This window comes from Streptomyces sp. AP-93, assembly GCF_022808175.1.
Classification (GTDB): Bacteria; Actinomycetota; Actinomycetes; order Streptomycetales; family Streptomycetaceae; genus Streptomyces.
Window position 1 is genome coordinate 196,192 of the sequence record NZ_JALGBX010000013.1, and the last position, 16,856, is coordinate 213,047.

A 16,856-nucleotide genomic window follows, 5' to 3' on the forward strand; every position below is an offset into this window, starting at 1 on the left:
CCATGCTCAAGCGACACGCCCGCGCGGCGTGTACCGCCCTGGCGGCCGCCGGGCTGCTGCTGGCCGCCACCGGCGCCGTTGCCACCGCCGCCCCCGCGGACGCCACCGACACCGCGCGCCCGCAGAAGTCGGCCTCCGCCACCCTGCGCACCTCAGAAGCTCCTCCCGAGCTGCTCACCGCCATGCAGCGCGACCTCGGCCTGACCCCCACACAGGCCAAGGCCCGCCTGGCCCACGAGGCCGAGGCGGGGGCCACCGCCGCCCGGCTCCAGGCCCGGCTCGGCGCGGCCTTCGCCGGAGCCTGGCTGGACGGCGCCGACGCGGGGACCCTGACCGTGGCCACCACCCGGGCCGCCGACACCGCTTCCATACGGGCCACCGGGGCCCGGGCGAAGCTGGTCGGCCGCTCCCTGGCCGACCTGGACACCGCGAAGGCCGCGCTGGACCGGGCCGCCACCGCCGGGACCCCGGTCCGCTACGTCGACCCGCGCGGCAACACCCTGGTCGTCGAGGAGACCCGGCCCGGAGCCGCGGCCGGCCTGCTGGCGGCCACCGGGACCGACCCGGCACTGGTCACGGTGGTCCGAACCGCCGAGGCCCCGCGCCCGCTGTACGACCTGCGCGGCGGGGACGCGTACTACATGAACGGCAGCGGCCGCTGCTCGGTGGGATTCCCGATCACCAAGGGCACGGTGAACGGCTTCGCCACCGCCGGGCACTGCGGGCGGGCCGGGACCACCACCAGCGGCTTCAACCAGGTCGCCCAGGGTTCCTTCCAGGCCTCCGTCTTCCCCGGCAACGACATGGCCTGGGTGGCGGCGAACGCCAACTGGTCCTCCACCCCCTACGTCAAGGGCAGCGGCGGGACGAACGTGCAGGTCACCGGCTCGGTGCTGCAACCCGTCGGGGCTTCGGTGTGCCGCTCCGGATCGACCACCGGCTGGCACTGCGGGACCATCCAGCAGCACAACACCAGCGTCACCTACCCCGAGGGCACCATTTCCGGCGTCACCCGTACGACGGTCTGCGCCGAGCCCGGTGACTCCGGCGGCTCCTACATCTCCGGAAGCCAGGCTCAGGGCGTGACCTCGGGCGGCTCCGGCAACTGCTCCAGCGGGGGAACCACCTTCTTCCAGCCGCTGAACCCGATCCTGTCCTCCTACGGCCTGACCCTCAAGGTCACCGGAACAGACCCGGGCCCCGGCCCGGGCAACCCCGAGCCCGGCGGCACCTGGAAGGCCGGCTCCGTCTACGCGGCCGGCGCCACCGTCACCTACGGCGGCGCGAGCTACCGCTGCATCCAAGGCCACCAGGCCCAGACGGGCTGGGAGCCGCCGGTGGTCCCGGCGCTCTGGCAACGGCTGTAGGTCACTCGATGGACAGGAGGCGCCGTGGCTGCCAAGGGGGGAGCCGCGGCGCCTCCGGCGTGCCCGGGACGGCTCAGGGGGCGCCGGGGCCGCTCTTCACGGTCGTCCAGCTGCCGCCCTTCACCGCGTACACCGTCAGTTGGCGGTTGACCGTGCCGCCGTACTCGTCGAAGGCCACGCGACCGGTGACGCCGTCGAACGCCAGCCCCGACACGGCCTGCGGCACCTTCGCCCGGGCGTCCGCGGGCAGGGTTCCGCCGTGGGCCTCCACTACGGCCTTCACCGCCTCGATGACCGCCCAGGCCGCGTCGTACGCGTAGGGGCCGTACGAACCGGCCGCCTCCGGGTACCCCGCCGCCCGGTACTGGTCCAGGAAGTCCCGTCCCTTTGCCAGGTCCTCGGCAGGAACGCCGATGCCGGTGGCGAGATCGCCCTCGGCCTTCGTGTTCGTGGCGAGGAACTGCTGGTCGAAGATGCCGTCGCCGCCCATCAGGGGGACGGTCACGCCCGCCTGCTTGAGCTGCGCGGAGAGCGGCCCGGCGGTGTCGTAATAGCCGCCGAAGTACACGGCATCGGCGCCGGAGGCCCGGATCTGGGGGGCCAGGTAGGAGAAGTCGTCCTGTGCGGGATCGATCAGGTCCGTACCCACGACGGTTCCGCCGAGCTTCGTGAACGCCGTACTGAGCCCGGAAGTGAGGCTGCTGCTGTAGGCGCTGCCGTCGTCGATGACGTAGAGCTTCCTCTTCCCGGCCTCGCCGTGGAGGTACCGGGCGGCGAACGGCCCCTGGTCGACGTCCGTGGCGACGGTCCGGAAGTAGGTCTTGTACGGGCGGGACGTGGAGCCCTTGGCCCAGTGGGGGCCCAGTGTCAGCACGGGGTCGGTGTTGGCCGGTGACACGTTGACGAGGTTCGCCCGTCCGAGCGGTTCCGCCATGGTCTTGGCGACCCCGGAGGTGAGGGGCCCGACGACGCCGAGCACCTTCGCGTCGTCGATGAACTGCGCGGCGTTCGGCCGGCCCTTGGCGGGAGCGGCCTCGTCGTCCAGAGCTTTGATCTCGAAGTTCACTCCGGGTACGTGCCCGGTCCGGTTGGACGTCCTGACCGCCAGGTCGGCGGAGTTCTTCATGCCGACCCCCATGGCCGACAGGCCGCCGCTGAGCGGTGCGTCCACCCCGATGACCACCGTGACGGCGGAGGCCGAGGAGCCGCCTCCGGTCGTCCCGCCGCCGGGCGGGGTGTCACGGGTCAACTTCCAGGTCAGAACGGAGCCGGCTGCGAGCGTGACCACGGCCACGCCCACAACGGAGGAGCGCCGCGTGAGGGCGCGCCGTCGGGTGGACGCACCCTCGTCCCGCCCCCGCTGGTCCGACCAGCCGAGCGAGATCAGATCCTCGGCCGGGGGCCCGGCCACGGGCGGGGCGGTCGGCCGCTCCGGCACGGGCGGGCGGAGGGTATCGGGCATGTGCGCCGGTTCCCCGGCCGTGGGCGTCGGCAGCGGAGACGAGGCAGGCAGCTCCGCTTCCCGCTCGGTCGGGGTCGGAGCGTGCTCCGTCGCCGCCTCCGGGACGGGCGCCGGTACGGGCTCGCGCGCGACGGCCTCGGCGGTCGTGTCCGCCCGGGACCGGGAGGCCCGCAGCGCCGACGCCAGCAGCTCGGCGGCCTCGGCGGCGCCGATGCGCAGCGCCGGATCCTTCGTCAGGAGCGCGTCCAGCACGGGCGCCAGCAGGCCGGCGTGCGTCGGCGGCCCGTGCGGTCGGGTGAAGACGGCTACGGCAAGGGCCTGGAGCCCGTCGGCCTCGAACGGCGGACGTCCCTCGACGGCGTGGTAGAGGGTGGCGCCGAGCGCCCACAGATCATTGGCGGGGGTCGGGCGCTTGCCCTCCAACTACTCCGGGGGCATGTAGTGCGGGGTGCCGATGACGGTCCCGCTCTGACTGAGCTTGGTCGTGGCATCCGCCAGGTGGGCGATGCCGAAGTCGGTGAGGACGACGCGGTCCTTGGTCAGGAGCACGTTGTCCGGCTTGATGTCGCGGTGGATGATCCGCGCGTCGTGTGCTTCGGTGAGCGCGCCGAGCAAGGCGGCCCCTATCTCCGCCACCCGCCGCACGGGCAGCCGGCCCTGCTCGCGGATGGCCGCGGCGAGGGACTGCCCCCGGATGAACTCCATGACGATGACGGGGGCGCCGTGGTGCTCGACGACGTCGTGGATGGTGATGATCCCGGGATGGCTGAGAGTGACCGCCGCACGGGCCTCGCCGGTGAAACGCCTGAGCAGCGTCGCGCGGTCGCCGTCGTCCAGCCCCGCCGGGAAGAGGATCGTGGCCGGGCCTGCATGTGAATGCCGGGGCGTGATGGTGCGTGCCCGGGGGCCACGGACGCCCAGAGGTGCTACAACTGGGTGCGTGACCATTCCTTGCCACCCGTGCCGGGCGTGTCGGTGCGGTCACTCCTAGGCAACAGACTACGAAGCGTCGCCGGTCAGGTGTTCGTCCTCCAGGTGGCGATCGTGGTGTTGCTCGCCGCCGGCGCCCTGCTGTCCCTGCTGCTCCAGTCGCGGCACGACAGCGACCGAGAGGCACGCAACCGGTCGGTTTCCGTCGCGCAGACCTTCGCCCACTCCCTGGGCCTGCAGGACGTGCTCAAGACGTCCGACCCGTCCGCCGTCCTGCAGCCCCTCGCCGAGACGACGCGCAAGGCCGCCGGCGTTGACTTCCTCGTGGTGATGGACACCAACGGCATCCGGTACAGCCATCCCCATCCGGACCGCATCGGAAAGAGGTTCGTCGGCAACATCGAGCCCTCGCTCGCCGGACACGTCCACACCGAGAGCGTCGAGGGTCCGCTCGGCAAGGAGATCCAGGCGGTGGTGCCGGTCACCGCGCCCGACGGCCGGGTCGTCGGACTGGTCTCGGCGGGCCTGACGGTGAAGAACGTGACCGGTGTCGTCGACCGTCAGCTCCCCGTCATCCTCCTGGCCATCGCGACCGGCCTGGCCCTGGCCACCGGCGGCACGGCCCTGATCAGCCGGCGACTGCGCCGGCAGACTCACGGGCTCGGTACGCAGGAGATGACCCGCATGTACGAGCACCACGACGCGGTGCTCCACGCCGTCCGCGAAGGGGTTCTGATCACCGACGGTGACGGGCGGCTACGCCTGGCCAACGACGAGGCCAAGCGGCTGCTCGGCCTGCCGGAGGACGCCGAGGGACGCGGCGTCGGGGACGTGCCCGGCCTGGACCGGCGGATGGCGGACCTGCTGCTGTCGGGCCGCGTGGCCACCGACGAGGTGCTCGAAGTGGGCGACCGGCTGCTCGTGCTCAACCAGCGGCCCACCCACCCCGGGGGCCGGCGGGAGGGCGCCGTGGTCACCATCCGGGACTCCACCGAGATGCAGGTCCTGACGAGCCGGGCGGAGACGGCCCGCAGACGGCTCAAGCTGCTGTACGACGCGGGAGGCGACGTCGGAACGAGCCTCGACGTGGTGCAGACGGCCGAGGAACTCGCCGCCGTCGCCGTGCCGCGGTTCGCGGACTTCGTCACGGTCGACCTGGCCGACTCGGTGCTCGACGGCGAGGAACCCGGCGCCGGCGCCGACATGCGGCGCACGGCGGTCAGCGGCATCCGCTCCGACCATCCCCTCTACCCGCGCGGGTGGCTGATCGACTTCCTTCCGTCCACCCCTCAGGCGCGCGGCTACGGCACCGGCCAAGCGGAGCTGGTGCCCCACCTGACCGACGCGCCGGGCTGGCACGCCCAGGACCCGCCGCGAGCCCGGGCCATCGTCGAATACGGAATCCACTCGCTCATCGTGGCCCCGCTCAGGGCGCGGGGCGTCGTACTCGGCGTGGTCAACTTCTGGCGGTCGCAGAAGCCGGAGCCCTTCGACGAGGACGAGCTGTCACTGGCCGAGGAACTCGTCGCCCGTGCGGCGGTCAGCATGGACAACGCCCGCCGCTACACCCGGGAACATGCCCTCGCCGAAACCCTCCAGCGCAGCCTGCTGCCGCGCGCCCTGCCCGAGCAGAGCGCCGTGGACGTGGCGCACTTCTACCTGCCCGCCCAGTCCGGGGTGGGCGGCGACTGGTTCGACGTGATCCCGCTGCCGGGCAGCCGGGTCGCGCTGGTCGTCGGAGACGTCGTCGGGCACGGACTGCACGCCGCGGCCACCATGGGGCGGCTGCGCACGGCGGTGCACAACTTCTCCACCCTCGACCTGCCGCCCGACGAGATCCTCGCCCGCCTGGACGACCTCGTCCAGCGCATCGACCGCGACGGGGCCGCCGACGACCTGGACGGCGGCGTACTGGGCGCGACCTGCCTGTACATCGTCTACGACCCGGTGTCCCAGCGCTGCAGCATGGCGCGGGCAGGGCATCTGCCACCCCTCGTGGTCGCTCCCGACGGCATGACGGACATCGTGGACTTGCCGGCCGGGCCCCCGCTGGGACTGGGCGGCATTCCGTTCGAAGCCGCGGAGCTGTACCTGGCCGAAGGCAGCCAGCTCGTCCTGTACACGGACGGGCTGATCGAGGAGCGGACCCGGGACATCGGCGAGGGGCTGGAGCTGCTCCGCACGGCGCTGAGCCATCCGGACCGGGAACCGGCGGAGAGCTGCCGGGCCGTACTCGATCTCCTCCTGCCGGCCCGTCCGACCGACGACGTGGCGTTGCTCATCGCGCGGACGCGGACCCTCGGCCCGGACCGGGTCACGGAGTGGGACGTGCCGTTCGAGCCGAGTGCGGTTGCCGCCACGCGGAGCGTCGCGGTGAAGCAGCTCGACGAATGGGGCCTCTCGGAGCTCGGCTTCGCCACCGAACTGATCCTCAGCGAACTGGTCACCAACGCCCTGCGGCACGGCAGCGCGCCGGTCCGGGTACGACTGCTGCACGCCCGCACGCTCACCTGCGAGGTATGGGACGGCAGCAGCACTGCCCCGCACGCGCGGTACGCCGCCGCCACGGACGAGGGAGGGCGCGGCCTGTTCCTGGTGGCGCAGCTCAGCGACCACTGGGGCACCCGCTACACGCCCGGCGGCAAAGTCATCTGGACGGAACAGGCCCTCCCCGACACTCCGGGCGCAGGCGAACCGCCCCCCACGGCCTCCGTCGACCTGGAACCCCTCTGATGCACACCCGGACAGCGGGACGCCGTTCCCTCACCGGGCGCCCCTTCTACGCGATGCAGGCCGTGACAAACCCAGCCGGCCGCGCGAACGGCAGCCTTCGATGCGCCTGTGGCCTTGGATCTGGGGGCTGTTTCGGTCTGCCCGCCTTCCCCTGAAAGGGGTACGCGTAGCCACGGAGGGTGAGATCCGGGCCTCCCGGCGGTGACCCGCCCCACAGGACCTTGGTCACATACGAGGCGGGATAGTAGTCCTTAAACGACCCTTACCCACCCCCTCACACCGCCCCCCACCTGCACCGATACCGTCCCGGCCGGTGGGGGCCGTTCCGCCCCGGCTGCGAGGGCCACTAGTAAGAGGGGTCGTTGCCAGACGCCCCGGACCCCCGTAGAACTGGATGAGTCGCAAGGCGGACGGAGATTCCCCGGGCTCACCCCCGGACGGTTCACCCCCGGATCCGGTTCTCCCGCTCCCGCCGACGAACCCCTCTCCTTCGCGTGAGTGGCTCACGCATGTCTTCGGCATGCCTGCGACCGCCCTTGTCCCCTTCGAAAGGCCCGTCCGTGTCCCACACCGTCATCCGCCGCATCGCCGCTTCCAAGAAGGCCCTCGCCGGTACCGTCCTTGCTCTGGGAGTGGCCGGTTCCATGCTGGCCGCGGTTCCCGCGCAGGCCGCCCCGATGAGCGCCAAGGCGATCGCCCAGCAGATGATCAAGGACCCGGCCCAGTTCGCGGCGTTCAACAACATCGTCTCGAGGGAGAGCGGCTGGAACCACACCGCCACGAACTCCTCCTCGGGCGCCTACGGCCTGGTCCAGGCCCTGCCGGCCTCGAAGATGGCCTCGGCGGGCTCGGACTGGAAGACCAACCCGGCAACCCAGATCAAGTGGGGCCTGGACTACATGAACTCCCGCTACGGCAGCCCCGAAGGCGCCTGGACCTTCTGGCAGAACCACCACTGGTACTAAACCCGCCAGCGGACCGCGAGAACACGACAACGCTCGGCCGGACTCCCCGGCCGAGCGTTGTCGCGTCCGCACGCCACCACCGGGATCCCACGCCGATGCTGCCTGCGCCAGGGCGACGTCGGCGTCGTGTGTGTGGGCAACGATGCGGAAAACGCGTCGACAGCACCCCTCGGTACCCGGCAAAGTGGCCGCCCGTGACGAGCAGTGAGCTGTGGACCCGTGCGACCGCCGACCGCTACGACGCCGAGGAGGCCGAGACGTCCTCGGCCGCCGTTCTCGGACCGACTCTCGCCTTCCTCGCCGAGCTCGCCGGAGGCGGCCGGGCACTGGAGTTGGCTATCGGGACCGGACGGGTGGGCGTCCCGCTCCGGGAACGCGGCGTGCCGGTCGTGGGCATCGAACTGTCCGAGCACATGGCAGCGGTACTGCGGCGCAAGCTCGGCGAGGACATGCTCCCGGTGACCATCGGGGACATGGCCGCCACGGCCGTCCCGGGCGAGTTCACCCTGGTCTACCTCGTCTACAACACCATCACGAACCTGCTCACACAGGACGAGCAGGTCGAGTGCTTCCGCAACGCCGCACGTCATCTGGAGCCGGGCGGCCGATTCGTCATCGAGCTGGGCGTGCCGCCGCTGAGGTTGCTGCCGCCCGGCCAGGTCGCGGTGCCGTTCGACGTCTCCGAGCAGCATCTCGGCTTCGACACCTTCGACCTCGTCGAGCAGATCCTCGTCTCGCACCACTTCACCCGCGACGCCGACGACGGCCGCTACCGCCGCGAGAACTCCCGGCACCGCTACGCCTGGCCGGCCGAGCTCGACCTGATGGCACGGATCGCCGGGCTCGAGCTGGAACGTCGCGTCGCGGACTGGGACGGGACGCCGTTCACCCAGGACTCCGCGAAGCACATCTCCGTGTGGCGCAAGCCAACCTGAGATCGGCCACCGGGCGGTCAGCGTAAGTCGTGCAGGGGCTGACGGGGAGCTGGTGACCGGGAGGAGGGCGAGGTGTGCGTAAGGTCGGCACGGCCGCCGGCGCCATGGCCGCGCTGGTGACCTGTTGGAGGAACACGTGGGAAATGCTGAGCCCCGACGGCGGCCGCACACTGATGCGGGGGGTCCTGGCGCACCAGGAGCGGATGGTCTGCGTGAGCGTGGGTTCGCCCGCTACGGCGCTGAGCAATTCGGCATAGCCCCGGGCGGCTCCGCGGCGAGGGACTTGGCCCAGATCCAGGAGAGCTGCGCGGATCTTCCGCCCGACCCGTACGCTCCGGGAACGAACCGGTTCCGCCGCTATTCCCATGCCGTGTATCTCCCGTGGAAGGACGAACTGTCCTGGATTCCCGGAACCCCCGACCCCGTACACGGTACGGTCACCAACTTCTCCCAGGGCGAGGACGACCCTGAGCACCCGCGGAAGCTCCGCGTCCTCCCCGACATCCCCGAGGCGCTGCGCGACAACGCACTGCTGCTGAGGCTCCTGCACTGGGACATCGAGCAGGTCCTTGCTCTGAGGGACCTGAGGAGGCGGCCGCTGTGGGCTGGGGTTCACCTGATCAGGCTCGGCGTCGACCGTCCGGGTCAGGATGCTGTTTCTTCCCCGAACTGCCTCCACCAGGACGGAGGTTCGGCCAGCACGTTCACTTTCGCCCACCTGATCAGCCGTACCAACGTCACGGGTGGGCAGAACGTCATTGCCACGCCGGGCAGTGCGGGCCTGCAGCCCGAGGACCCGTGGGCGGACATCCACACCAGTTTCACCCTCGCCGACCCACTGGATGGCTACGCCGTCCACGACCACAGGGTCAGCCACTACGTCGGCCCGGTCCGCACGGGCTCCGAACCGGGGCCGGGCGAACGGTCCATCCTCATCGTCGGCCTCGCCCCGTACATCCCCCAGCTGTGACACCGCCACCGCCGGAGCCCGCCGACCTCTGCATGCGTGTCCGTCAAGTCCAGGCGGCCTTACACCTGGTCGAGGTGGGCGCGCTGCGCCGGGGTCAGGTCCAGGTCGACGGCGTCCAGGGCCTCGTCGAGCTGGGCGAGGGTCGAGGCGCCGACGACGGGCAGGATGGGGAGGTCGCCACCGAGCAGCCAGGCCAGGACGACTTGGTTGGCGGTCGCGCCGGTCTCGGCCGCCACGTCACGCAGCGCGGCCAACTGGGCGGCTGCGCCGGGGTGATCGAAGCCGCTCGGGAGGGGCTTGGCGGGGTCGGTGTACGCGCCGGCCAGCAGGGAAGTGTAGGCGAGCAGCGTGACGCCGGGTTCGCTGCGGACGTAGTCGAGCAGTTCCGGCGTCGCGTGCTCGCAGGAGCCGAAGGTCGCGCGGGGCCGGGGCCGGAGGTAGGTGTACTGCTGCTGTACGCAGCTGTATCCGGCCACTCCCTGCTCGCGGGCCGCCGCACGGGCCCGGTCGATGCGCCAGGTGACCTGGTTGCTGACGCCCAGGACGTCGACGGTGCCGTCGGCGACGAGTCCGCCGAACGCCGCGACCGTCTCGGCCAGTGCCGGCCGGCGGTCCTCCATGTGCGCGTACAGGACGTCGAGCCGGTCGGTGCCGAGCCGCTTGAGGCTGCCTTCGACTCCGGCCTGGACGGCTGCCGCCGACAGTCCCTCCGCAGTGCCCGGCCACTCACCGGGGCCGGTCGGCCGGGCGCCGACCTTGCTGGCCAGCACGACCTCGTCGCGGTTGCCGCGTTCGGCGAGCCAGCGTCCGATCACCAGCTCGCTCTCGTCGCCGTTCGCGCCGTCGAGCCAGAAGGAGTAGCAGTTGGCGGTGTCGATGAAGGTCCCGCCACGTTCGACGAACCGGTCCAGCAGGTCGATCGCGCGCTGCTCGTCGATGCGGGTGCCAAACGGCAGCGTGCCAAGGCAGAGCGTGCTCACCGTCGGGCCGGGAGTGCCGTCAGCGCGCAGGCCAAGGGTACGGAAACGCATGGGAGTTCCTCTACAAAGGGGGGCGTGGGCTGGGCCGTTGGCGTGGGACGCCGGGCGCCGTGAAAGGAACGGTGCCACCTGGAGCGCGGTCCAGGTCAAACCATTCGGCGGCCCGTTGCCGCCGATGGCATGATCCCCGCATGAGCGCACCCACGACCGAGTACCTGACCCCTGCCGAGACGGTCGAACGGTCCGGCTTCAGCCTGGACACCCTGCGGTACTACGAACGCATCGGTCTGCTGGGCGCCGTCCCCCGCTCGCACACCGGCCACCGCCGCTTCACCCAGCACGATCTTCAGTGGCTGGCCGTGCTGCGCTGCCTGCGCGACACCGGGATGCCGATCGCCGAGATGCGGCGCTTCGCCGGACTCGTCCGCGATGGCGACGGGACCTTCGCCGAGCGCCTGGCCTTGCTGGAGCAGCACGACGCGCAGGTGGAGGAGAACATCCTCCACCTGCGCGGCCAGCAGGCGTACGTCCGCGAGAAGATCTCCTTCTACCGCCGGGCATTGAACTGACACGTCTTCAGATTCGTATGCCGATCCGCACGACCGAGCCGGGCCGGGAGTGCCCGCCGCCGGGCCACGGCTACCCGCGAGCGTGAGCGCGGCCGTCCCCGCTGCGCCCGTACGCCGACGTCAGCCGTTCGTGTGGCGGTCGACGAAGGTTACCCGCGAGAACTCCCACCACTCCGGCATCCCGTTGGTCGGGTACGGCGCGCTCCCGGGGTGCTCCTGCAGAGCTGCCAGGTCTGTGTGCCCGTACTGGAGGGTCGGCCCGGGCTGCGCCTGTGCCGCCCGGGCCTGTGGATCACCGGTGCTCAGGCGAAGTGCGCGGTGATGCCCTGGGAAGAGACGTAGATCCGGTTGCCTGCGGCGGCGATGCCCTCGGCGTCGGCGGTGATGTGGCCGCCGGATCCGGTGGAGTCGAGCCTGGTCCGCGAGGTGCGTGTGGTTGAGCCGGGGTTGTCGGTGTCGTCGGCGTGGGCAGTCCGGCCAGTGACAGGGCGGGGCCTGCGAGGGTGCGCGGGGTGACAGCAGTGTGATGCGGTTGGTCACGTACACCTTGTGAACCGATCTGCGGGTATGCGCGACCTTGTGATGCTGCGCAGGTTCGTCGACCGCAGCGCAGTTTCCCTGATCCGCGACATCGCCACCTGACGACGGCCTTCGTGAACTCCAGTTTCCCCGCTGGGAATTGGAGCGGACGACGTCCCGCCGGACGGGCGGCCCGGCGGCGCCGCCGGCCTCTGTGCGGTCACGGCAGGGCGGGCCGGCCGGAGCGCGTGTCACTGTTCGGGGCGGGGCGGGGGGTGGGGACCGTGTCGCGGTGGGCGAGGCGCTGCTGGAGACGGGCATGGCGGAATTGGTAGACGGGGCCGACCTGGCGCAGGACGCCGAGGCGGTGGGCGTCGTCGAGGAAGGCCTGCAGGTTCCAGGGGAGTTGGCTGCGGGCGGCGAGCAGCAGGCGGGCGGCGGTGTAGTACGGCCAGGCGCGCGCGGCGAGGGCGAGCACGAGACCGGTGGGTCCCATGCTCAGCAGCAGGCCGAGGAACTCCGCTGCCTCTGCTTTGCCCTGCAGAACCAGGAGGAGACCGCAGGGCATGGTGACGAGGAGGGGCGCCGCGCAGCAGCCGACGAGGGTGACGAGGCGGTCGGCGCGGACGGTGGCGGCGGGGTGCAGGCGATCCCGTGCGGTCGTCGTGCCGCGGGTGAAGTACAGCATGGCCTGGCCGGTGCCGAAGAGGGCGCCGAGACCCAGGCCGTACGCCCAGAGCGGGGCGGCGGACCGGGCGGCAGACGCAGCGGCGCCCGTGGGGTGCACGACGAGGCCGTAGGCCCAGAGAGCGACTGCGGTGAGGAGCGTGGTGCCGAGGACCAGGAGCGCGGCCCGCACGAGGCGGCGCGACCGGTGTGCCGGGGTGAGCGTGCCGCGGCTCGGTACGGGCGGGGGTGAGGGGTGTCCGGACGGGTACAGGACGAGGAGGAAGGAGAAGCCGAGGACGCACACGCAGCCGATCGCGTACCAGGCGGGCTCCACTCCCGGGACCGGGTCGACCGTCATCCCGGGAACGGCGAAGGCCAGTCCGCCGAGAGACGCGGTGAGGGCGGGACCGAGGGGGCGGGCGGGGATCCACGCGGCCGTCAGGCACGCGCACCACACGCCGACGGCGGCGGACCGTACGTACCACTCGGCCAGGCCCGGCTCCGGCGGCGGAGCCCCTGGCAGGGAACGAGCGACGGCGCAGCCCAGCAAGGTGAGGACGACGAGGGCGGCGGCCAGGGCGGTGGCGCGGGACCAGGCGCGCGCGATCGTGGGAGTGTCGTCGTACAGCCGCCACCAGGCGAGGTCATAGGTGCGCCGCCGCGCCATGCCGGAGGCCAGGCGGGTGAGGTGGCGCTGGGCGTCCTCGGGGCTCCAGCGGCGGGCAGGGTCCCGGCGCCGGGCGCGTTCGTAGGTGACGGGCACGACGGCGTCCAGGAGGTGGTCCTCGACGGCCTCCTTGGTGGTGAGGCGCAGCAGCTCCGAGGGGTCGCCGGTGCCCTCGGTGTACACGGTCCGGGCGAGGGCCACACTCAGAGGGCTGGTGAGGGTCTGCGCGAGGGCGCCGTCGGGGTGATCCCGCAGGTTTTCCGCCACGAGGTCCCAGCGGGTCCGGGACGGTCCCGCCGCCGTGGCGAGGCGGAGCTGTTCGAGGGAGTCCGCGGCATGCAGTGCGGCGGGCTCGATCACCGCGGCACCGGTCAGCGGGCCCGCCCCGGCCACGGCCGCGCCGAAGGCCTCGGTCCGGCAGGTCAGGACCAGGGGTGCGTCGGGGTCGAAGGCGTCCTTCAGCGCTTTCAGAACCGCCTGCTGGGCCGCCTCGGGGAGTTCGTCCAGCCCGTCGATGACCGGCAGGATCCGCCGGCCGTCGAGGAGGTCGTCGAGGGCACTCGGGCCGTAGGCGTCGGCGTCGGTGAGGGCGGGGTAGTCGGCGGCGATCCGGCGGCGCAGCCAGACGGTGCCGTTCTCCCGGTCCGGGTCGAAGGAAGCGGGGGTGAGCAGCACGGGCACCGGATCGCCCTGACCGCGGGCGCCGAGCAGAGCAAGCGCCAGCAGGACCGCGAAGGTGGTCTTGCCCGACCCCGCCGAACCGAGGACGACGAGCCGGCCGGGGCGGGGCGGCGGGCCCAGGAGCGCGGCCAGCTCATCAGGCTGGTCCACCCGGCACGAGACCGGCCCACCGATCAGCGGGGAGTGTCCCCACAGGTCCTCGCGCGGGGAGTCCGACCAGGTCACGGGGAGGGGCAGCGGGGTGTACAGGCCGCGCAGCCGCGCCTCCTCGCGCCACTGCGCCTGGACCAACCGGGCCAGGGCGTCCTGGGCCTGCGTCAGCTGGTCGCCGTCGGAGCGCGCCCGGCCGGGTGAGCGGCGCCAGGCCCACACCGAGAGTGCGCCGAACACGCTGAGGACAGTGGCGAGGACAGATGCAGCCGTCGAGACGACCTCGGCGTTCTGTACGCCCCACAGCACCGCCAGTGTCAGGGCCACTGCCCCGCAGAGCCCCCAGGTCACCCTCCAGCGCCCGTCGCGCATACCGTTCCCCCGTCTCCCGGCCGCAGGTCTCCCAGCGGTCTTCGCGTCCAGAACATCCAGTCGGAGCAACGAGGTGATGCCGGGCAGGGGCACGGAAACCGGGGGGCGCGGCGGGGGCGCTCGGGGGCAGCGCGCCCGGCCCCTGGTCAACCCGGCTGGTCCTGCTGACGCCCGCGCCAAGGCCGCTCGGCGTGGCGTGAGAGTGCTCCGGACGCACTGCTGGATCGGTGAGGTCGGCCGCTTGGTGCGCACGTACGAGGTTGGTGTTCCTGCAGGGGGCGCCGGGTGGGTGCTGTGGTCCGGGTACACGGACGCGGGTCTGGTTCTGTCACTGATGGCCGGCGCCGTGGTCCTGAACAGCCTGTGGCGCTCGGGCACCCTGGATCGCACCACGCCGCCGCCCGATCCGGACGGCGTACTGGGCCGCCCGCGGCACGGCTGGCGATCTCGACACCGCACAGGCCGCCGCCCACCTCGGCCTCGACGAGGAGGCTGTACGCAAGCTCATAGCCCGGTTCGGGCGTTGGAGTCCCCACCGCTGACCCGGGCCACCGGCAGGGTTTGGCGGCCCGCCCGGGCCGACGTGCGAAGGAGGTCCCGGGCGGGCTCCGCCGATCAGCGTGCCAGCCCGGCACGAGCGGACACGACGGCCACGCTGCAGCTGAGCACGGGAACCGGATCCCCCTCGAACGCGGAGGCTTTACAGGGCGCTTTCGTAGACCACGGTCGTGTCCGGGCAGTCCTCGGCGAGTCCGAGGAGCGCTTGTACCTCAGCGTCGTCCGTAGCCAGGTCCCACCTCAGCTTCGTGCCAACCCAGGTCGCGGCGTACGTGCAGTGGTAGGAGACGTCCGAAGGCAGCCACTCGGCCGGATCCTTGTCGCTCTTGCTCCTGTTGCTGGCGGCGGAGACCGCGATCAGGGTGTCGGGGCTGTTCTGGTCGTTCGCATACGCCTGCCGCCGCGCCGCCGACCACGGCGCCTGCTCATCTGGCGGGGAGCGTCATTCGAACTGTGCGGTATTCCCGGCTCATGGGCGCCGGACAGGCGCCGGCGGGGACGTCAGCGGCCGGTCGCGGCGCCACTCGTAGCGCCACGCCGTGTCGAGGTCTACAGGCCGCCGGAACCGTCCTCGTGGTCATGGCCGGCATCGGAGTGGCCCGCAGACAGTCCGACCGCTGTCTGGCCTTCGCGATCGCCCGGCCGGTTCTCCCGGCGTTATGGCTCAGGGGGTGGTGAGGAAGTCGTAGTAGCCGGTGCCCGCGACGAGTACGGAGGTGAAGGTGAGGGGGAGCCCGGCGGCGTCACGGGGGACTTCCTGCGAGGAGGCCGGTCTCGGCGTCGTCGTACTGGCCCGGGAAGCGCAGGGGCGTGTAGGCGGCGCCGCCCCGGTTCCACGTCGTCGTGCCCCACACCGTGGAGCGGGCCTGCCAGGCGATCTTGCCGTCCTCGTCGACCAGTTCACTGGGCGCGCCCACCAGGTCGGTGACGATGGCGAAGAAGCGTGAGTCCACCCCCGTCTGCGGTGTTCCGCGGCGCTCCAGCTGTGTCAGCGGGCGGTGGCCGTCGTACTCCCAGCTCGTGGTCGTGCCGTGAGCGGTGTCGGTCTGCTCGGCCAGGCGGGTGCCGTCCCAGGAGAAGAACACCGAGTGGACGACGGTCTGCCCGTCAGGGGCGTTGGGCATGAGGTGGGCGTACGCCCGGTGGGCAAACCACCGCCGTCGCCCGTAGCCGGGCTCACGGACACCAGGAGCCGCCGCTCTGGCTCGCCCGTGCCTCCACCGTGTAGCCCTGCTCCCCGTCGAATGCCCAGGACACGGCGAGATGGGAGGTTGCGCCGTCGATCTGCTTGGTGAAGCAGAGGCCGATCCGTTCGCCGGCCGGGTCGTGGCGCCAGGCGGGCTGGTCCGGCTCGGGCGGTGCCGGCAGCCAGCCGTCGCGGGCGGCGGCCGCCTGGTAGTGGGCAACGACGTCCGCTCGGCGGGCGGGCTCGGAGTACTCCCGGCCGAAGTACGCGAAGCGGTCGTCGTCGTCGCAGCCGGAGTAGGACCCGTCGTCGGCCTGTGCTCCTTGCGGGGTGCCGAGCGTCCGGACCTGGGTGGCCATCGGGTCCTGCAGTGCCGCATCCGCGGCGGTGCAGCCGTAGATCCCGCCGTTGAGGGCCCACCAGCCACCCATGATGGTGAGTGCGCCGAGGACCAGCCCGCCCGCGACTACGGACGCTCCCACCCGAAGACCGTTCACGGGCGGGAGCGTACCGGTCGGCAGCGGAGGGGAGAACCCGGGCACCCGCACCATGAACGACAAGGCTGCCCCGGCAGCTTGCCGGTCCTGATCGACTGCGCCGATCCGCTGCTGTCAGTGGTGCCCGAGCCGACGGGCGTGTATCCGGAGGCACCCCAACGCAATGGGGCGGGGCTGGTGATGCTCTGCCGACGGGCAGGCCGCGGCGTGTCGGGTTTTCGGGATTTCACACAGCACCTACCGCGTCCAGTCCACGTCGAGTTCGGCGAGGGCTGCGAGTTGGGTGCGGCGTTGTTTCCGGTTCGTGATCCACACCCCGGTCCGGTGCGCGCTCGCTTCGGGCAGGTGCTCGATGTGGGCGCACCCCAAACCCCCGGCCTCCCGCTCCTGGTACTGGGGTGATCAGGCCGGCCAGGGGCCCGCGAGCCCGGCAGGATCCGTCAGAGACGCCCTGGACGTTCGGCCCGTGCCGGGGTGGCGTGAAGCGGGGGTCCGGGGCGTCGCTCCGGGCCCCCGCAGGCGTGATCCGCCCTCCCTGTGGCGCTGCCGGAAGCATTGTCCGAGGCTGCCCCTAGAGTCACACCAACGTGATCGCGGCGGCGCTGCGACCGGGAGTGTGCCATGCCGTGCCATGCCGTGCCATGCC

13 protein-coding genes and 1 pseudogene are annotated in these 16,856 nt (G+C 72.0%); 7 read left to right on the plus strand and 7 right to left on the minus strand.

The window, feature by feature from the left end:
* Nucleotides 1-2: 2 nt before the first annotated feature.
* A complete protein-coding gene (locus MTF69_RS22570) occupies nt 3-1,367 on the plus strand; it encodes a carbohydrate-binding protein (RefSeq protein ID WP_243337016.1) in 1,365 nt (454 codons plus the stop codon).
* Between the two features lie 73 nt (nt 1,368-1,440).
* Here the strand turns inward: MTF69_RS22570 and MTF69_RS22575 are convergent, their stop codons facing one another.
* Nucleotides 1,441-3,252 (minus strand): ABC transporter substrate-binding protein, encoded by a 1,812-nt coding sequence (locus MTF69_RS22575; protein ID WP_243337020.1) that lies wholly within the window; start codon nt 3,250-3,252, stop codon nt 1,441-1,443.
* Nucleotides 3,253-3,777 carry a serine/threonine-protein kinase gene (locus MTF69_RS22580; RefSeq protein ID WP_243337021.1) on the minus strand — a complete coding sequence of 175 codons (525 nt, stop codon included), beginning with the start codon at nt 3,775-3,777 and terminating at the stop codon, nt 3,253-3,255. It abuts the gene before it with no gap.
* 72 nt (nt 3,778-3,849) lie between these two features.
* On the opposite strand from MTF69_RS22580, the gene MTF69_RS22585 reads away from it, so the two are divergent.
* The 5 genes from MTF69_RS22585 (at nt 3,850) to MTF69_RS22605 (ending at nt 9,362) form a co-directional block, all read left to right on the plus strand.
* A complete protein-coding gene (locus tag MTF69_RS22585) occupies nt 3,850-6,492 on the plus strand; it encodes a SpoIIE family protein phosphatase/ATP-binding protein (protein ID WP_243337023.1) in 2,643 nt (880 codons plus the stop codon).
* A 509-nt stretch (nt 6,493-7,001) separates the two neighbouring features.
* Entirely contained in the window at nt 7,002-7,457 is a 456-nt protein-coding gene (locus tag MTF69_RS22590; RefSeq protein WP_243337025.1) for a transglycosylase SLT domain-containing protein, read from the plus strand.
* 194 nt (nt 7,458-7,651) lie between these two features.
* Nucleotides 7,652-8,392 (plus strand): class I SAM-dependent methyltransferase, encoded by a 741-nt coding sequence (locus MTF69_RS22595; RefSeq protein WP_243337027.1) that lies wholly within the window; start codon nt 7,652-7,654, stop codon nt 8,390-8,392.
* Between the two features lie 74 nt (nt 8,393-8,466).
* Complete coding sequence (locus MTF69_RS22600; protein WP_243337029.1) at nt 8,467-8,649, plus strand: hypothetical protein; 183 nt, start codon at nt 8,467-8,469, stop codon at nt 8,647-8,649.
* Between the two features lie 26 nt (nt 8,650-8,675).
* Nucleotides 8,676-9,362 (plus strand): 2OG-Fe dioxygenase family protein, encoded by a 687-nt coding sequence (locus MTF69_RS22605; protein WP_243337030.1) that lies wholly within the window; start codon nt 8,676-8,678, stop codon nt 9,360-9,362.
* Between the two features lie 59 nt (nt 9,363-9,421).
* Here MTF69_RS22605 and MTF69_RS22610 read toward each other — a convergent pair whose 3' ends face one another.
* On the minus strand, nt 9,422-10,393 hold the full coding sequence (locus MTF69_RS22610) for an aldo/keto reductase (protein ID WP_243337032.1): 972 nt from the start codon (nt 10,391-10,393) through the stop codon (nt 9,422-9,424).
* 140 nt (nt 10,394-10,533) lie between these two features.
* On the opposite strand from MTF69_RS22610, the gene MTF69_RS22615 reads away from it, so the two are divergent.
* Complete coding sequence (locus MTF69_RS22615; protein WP_243337033.1) at nt 10,534-10,911, plus strand: MerR family transcriptional regulator; 378 nt, start codon at nt 10,534-10,536, stop codon at nt 10,909-10,911.
* 739 nt (nt 10,912-11,650) lie between these two features.
* Here MTF69_RS22615 and MTF69_RS22620 read toward each other — a convergent pair.
* The 4 genes and pseudogenes from MTF69_RS22620 to MTF69_RS42970 form a co-directional block, all read right to left on the minus strand.
* Nucleotides 11,651-13,969: an NACHT domain-containing protein gene (locus MTF69_RS22620; RefSeq protein WP_243337035.1), complete on the minus strand. Its 2,319-nt coding sequence runs from the start codon at nt 13,967-13,969 to the stop codon at nt 11,651-11,653.
* 1,322 nt (nt 13,970-15,291) lie between these two features.
* Nucleotides 15,292-15,642: pseudogene (locus MTF69_RS22625) on the minus strand (RHS domain-containing protein); the annotation flags it as partial.
* 61 nt (nt 15,643-15,703) lie between these two features.
* Nucleotides 15,704-16,210: a hypothetical protein gene (locus MTF69_RS22630; RefSeq protein WP_243337036.1), complete on the minus strand. Its 507-nt coding sequence runs from the start codon at nt 16,208-16,210 to the stop codon at nt 15,704-15,706.
* Between the two features lie 237 nt (nt 16,211-16,447).
* A complete protein-coding gene (locus tag MTF69_RS42970; protein WP_279346082.1) occupies nt 16,448-16,579 on the minus strand; it encodes a hypothetical protein in 132 nt (43 codons plus the stop codon).
* Nucleotides 16,580-16,856 lie beyond the last annotated feature (277 nt).

Bases quoted from the DNA above. Each gene is read 5' to 3' on its own strand.
- MTF69_RS22610 (WP_243337032.1), bottom strand. From the start codon at position 10,393: ATGCGTTTCCGTACCCTTGGCCTGCGCGCTGACGGCACTCCCGGCCCG.
- MTF69_RS22570 (WP_243337016.1), top strand. From the start codon at position 3: ATGCTCAAGCGACACGCCCGCGCGGCGTGTACCGCCCTGGCGGCCGCC.
- MTF69_RS22620 (WP_243337035.1), bottom strand. From the start codon at position 13,969: ATGCGCGACGGGCGCTGGAGGGTGACCTGGGGGCTCTGCGGGGCAGTG.
- MTF69_RS22580 (WP_243337021.1), bottom strand. From the start codon at position 3,777: ATGGTCACGCACCCAGTTGTAGCACCTCTGGGCGTCCGTGGCCCCCGG.
- MTF69_RS22615 (WP_243337033.1), top strand. From the start codon at position 10,534: ATGAGCGCACCCACGACCGAGTACCTGACCCCTGCCGAGACGGTCGAA.
- MTF69_RS22590 (WP_243337025.1), top strand. From the start codon at position 7,002: ATGTCTTCGGCATGCCTGCGACCGCCCTTGTCCCCTTCGAAAGGCCCG.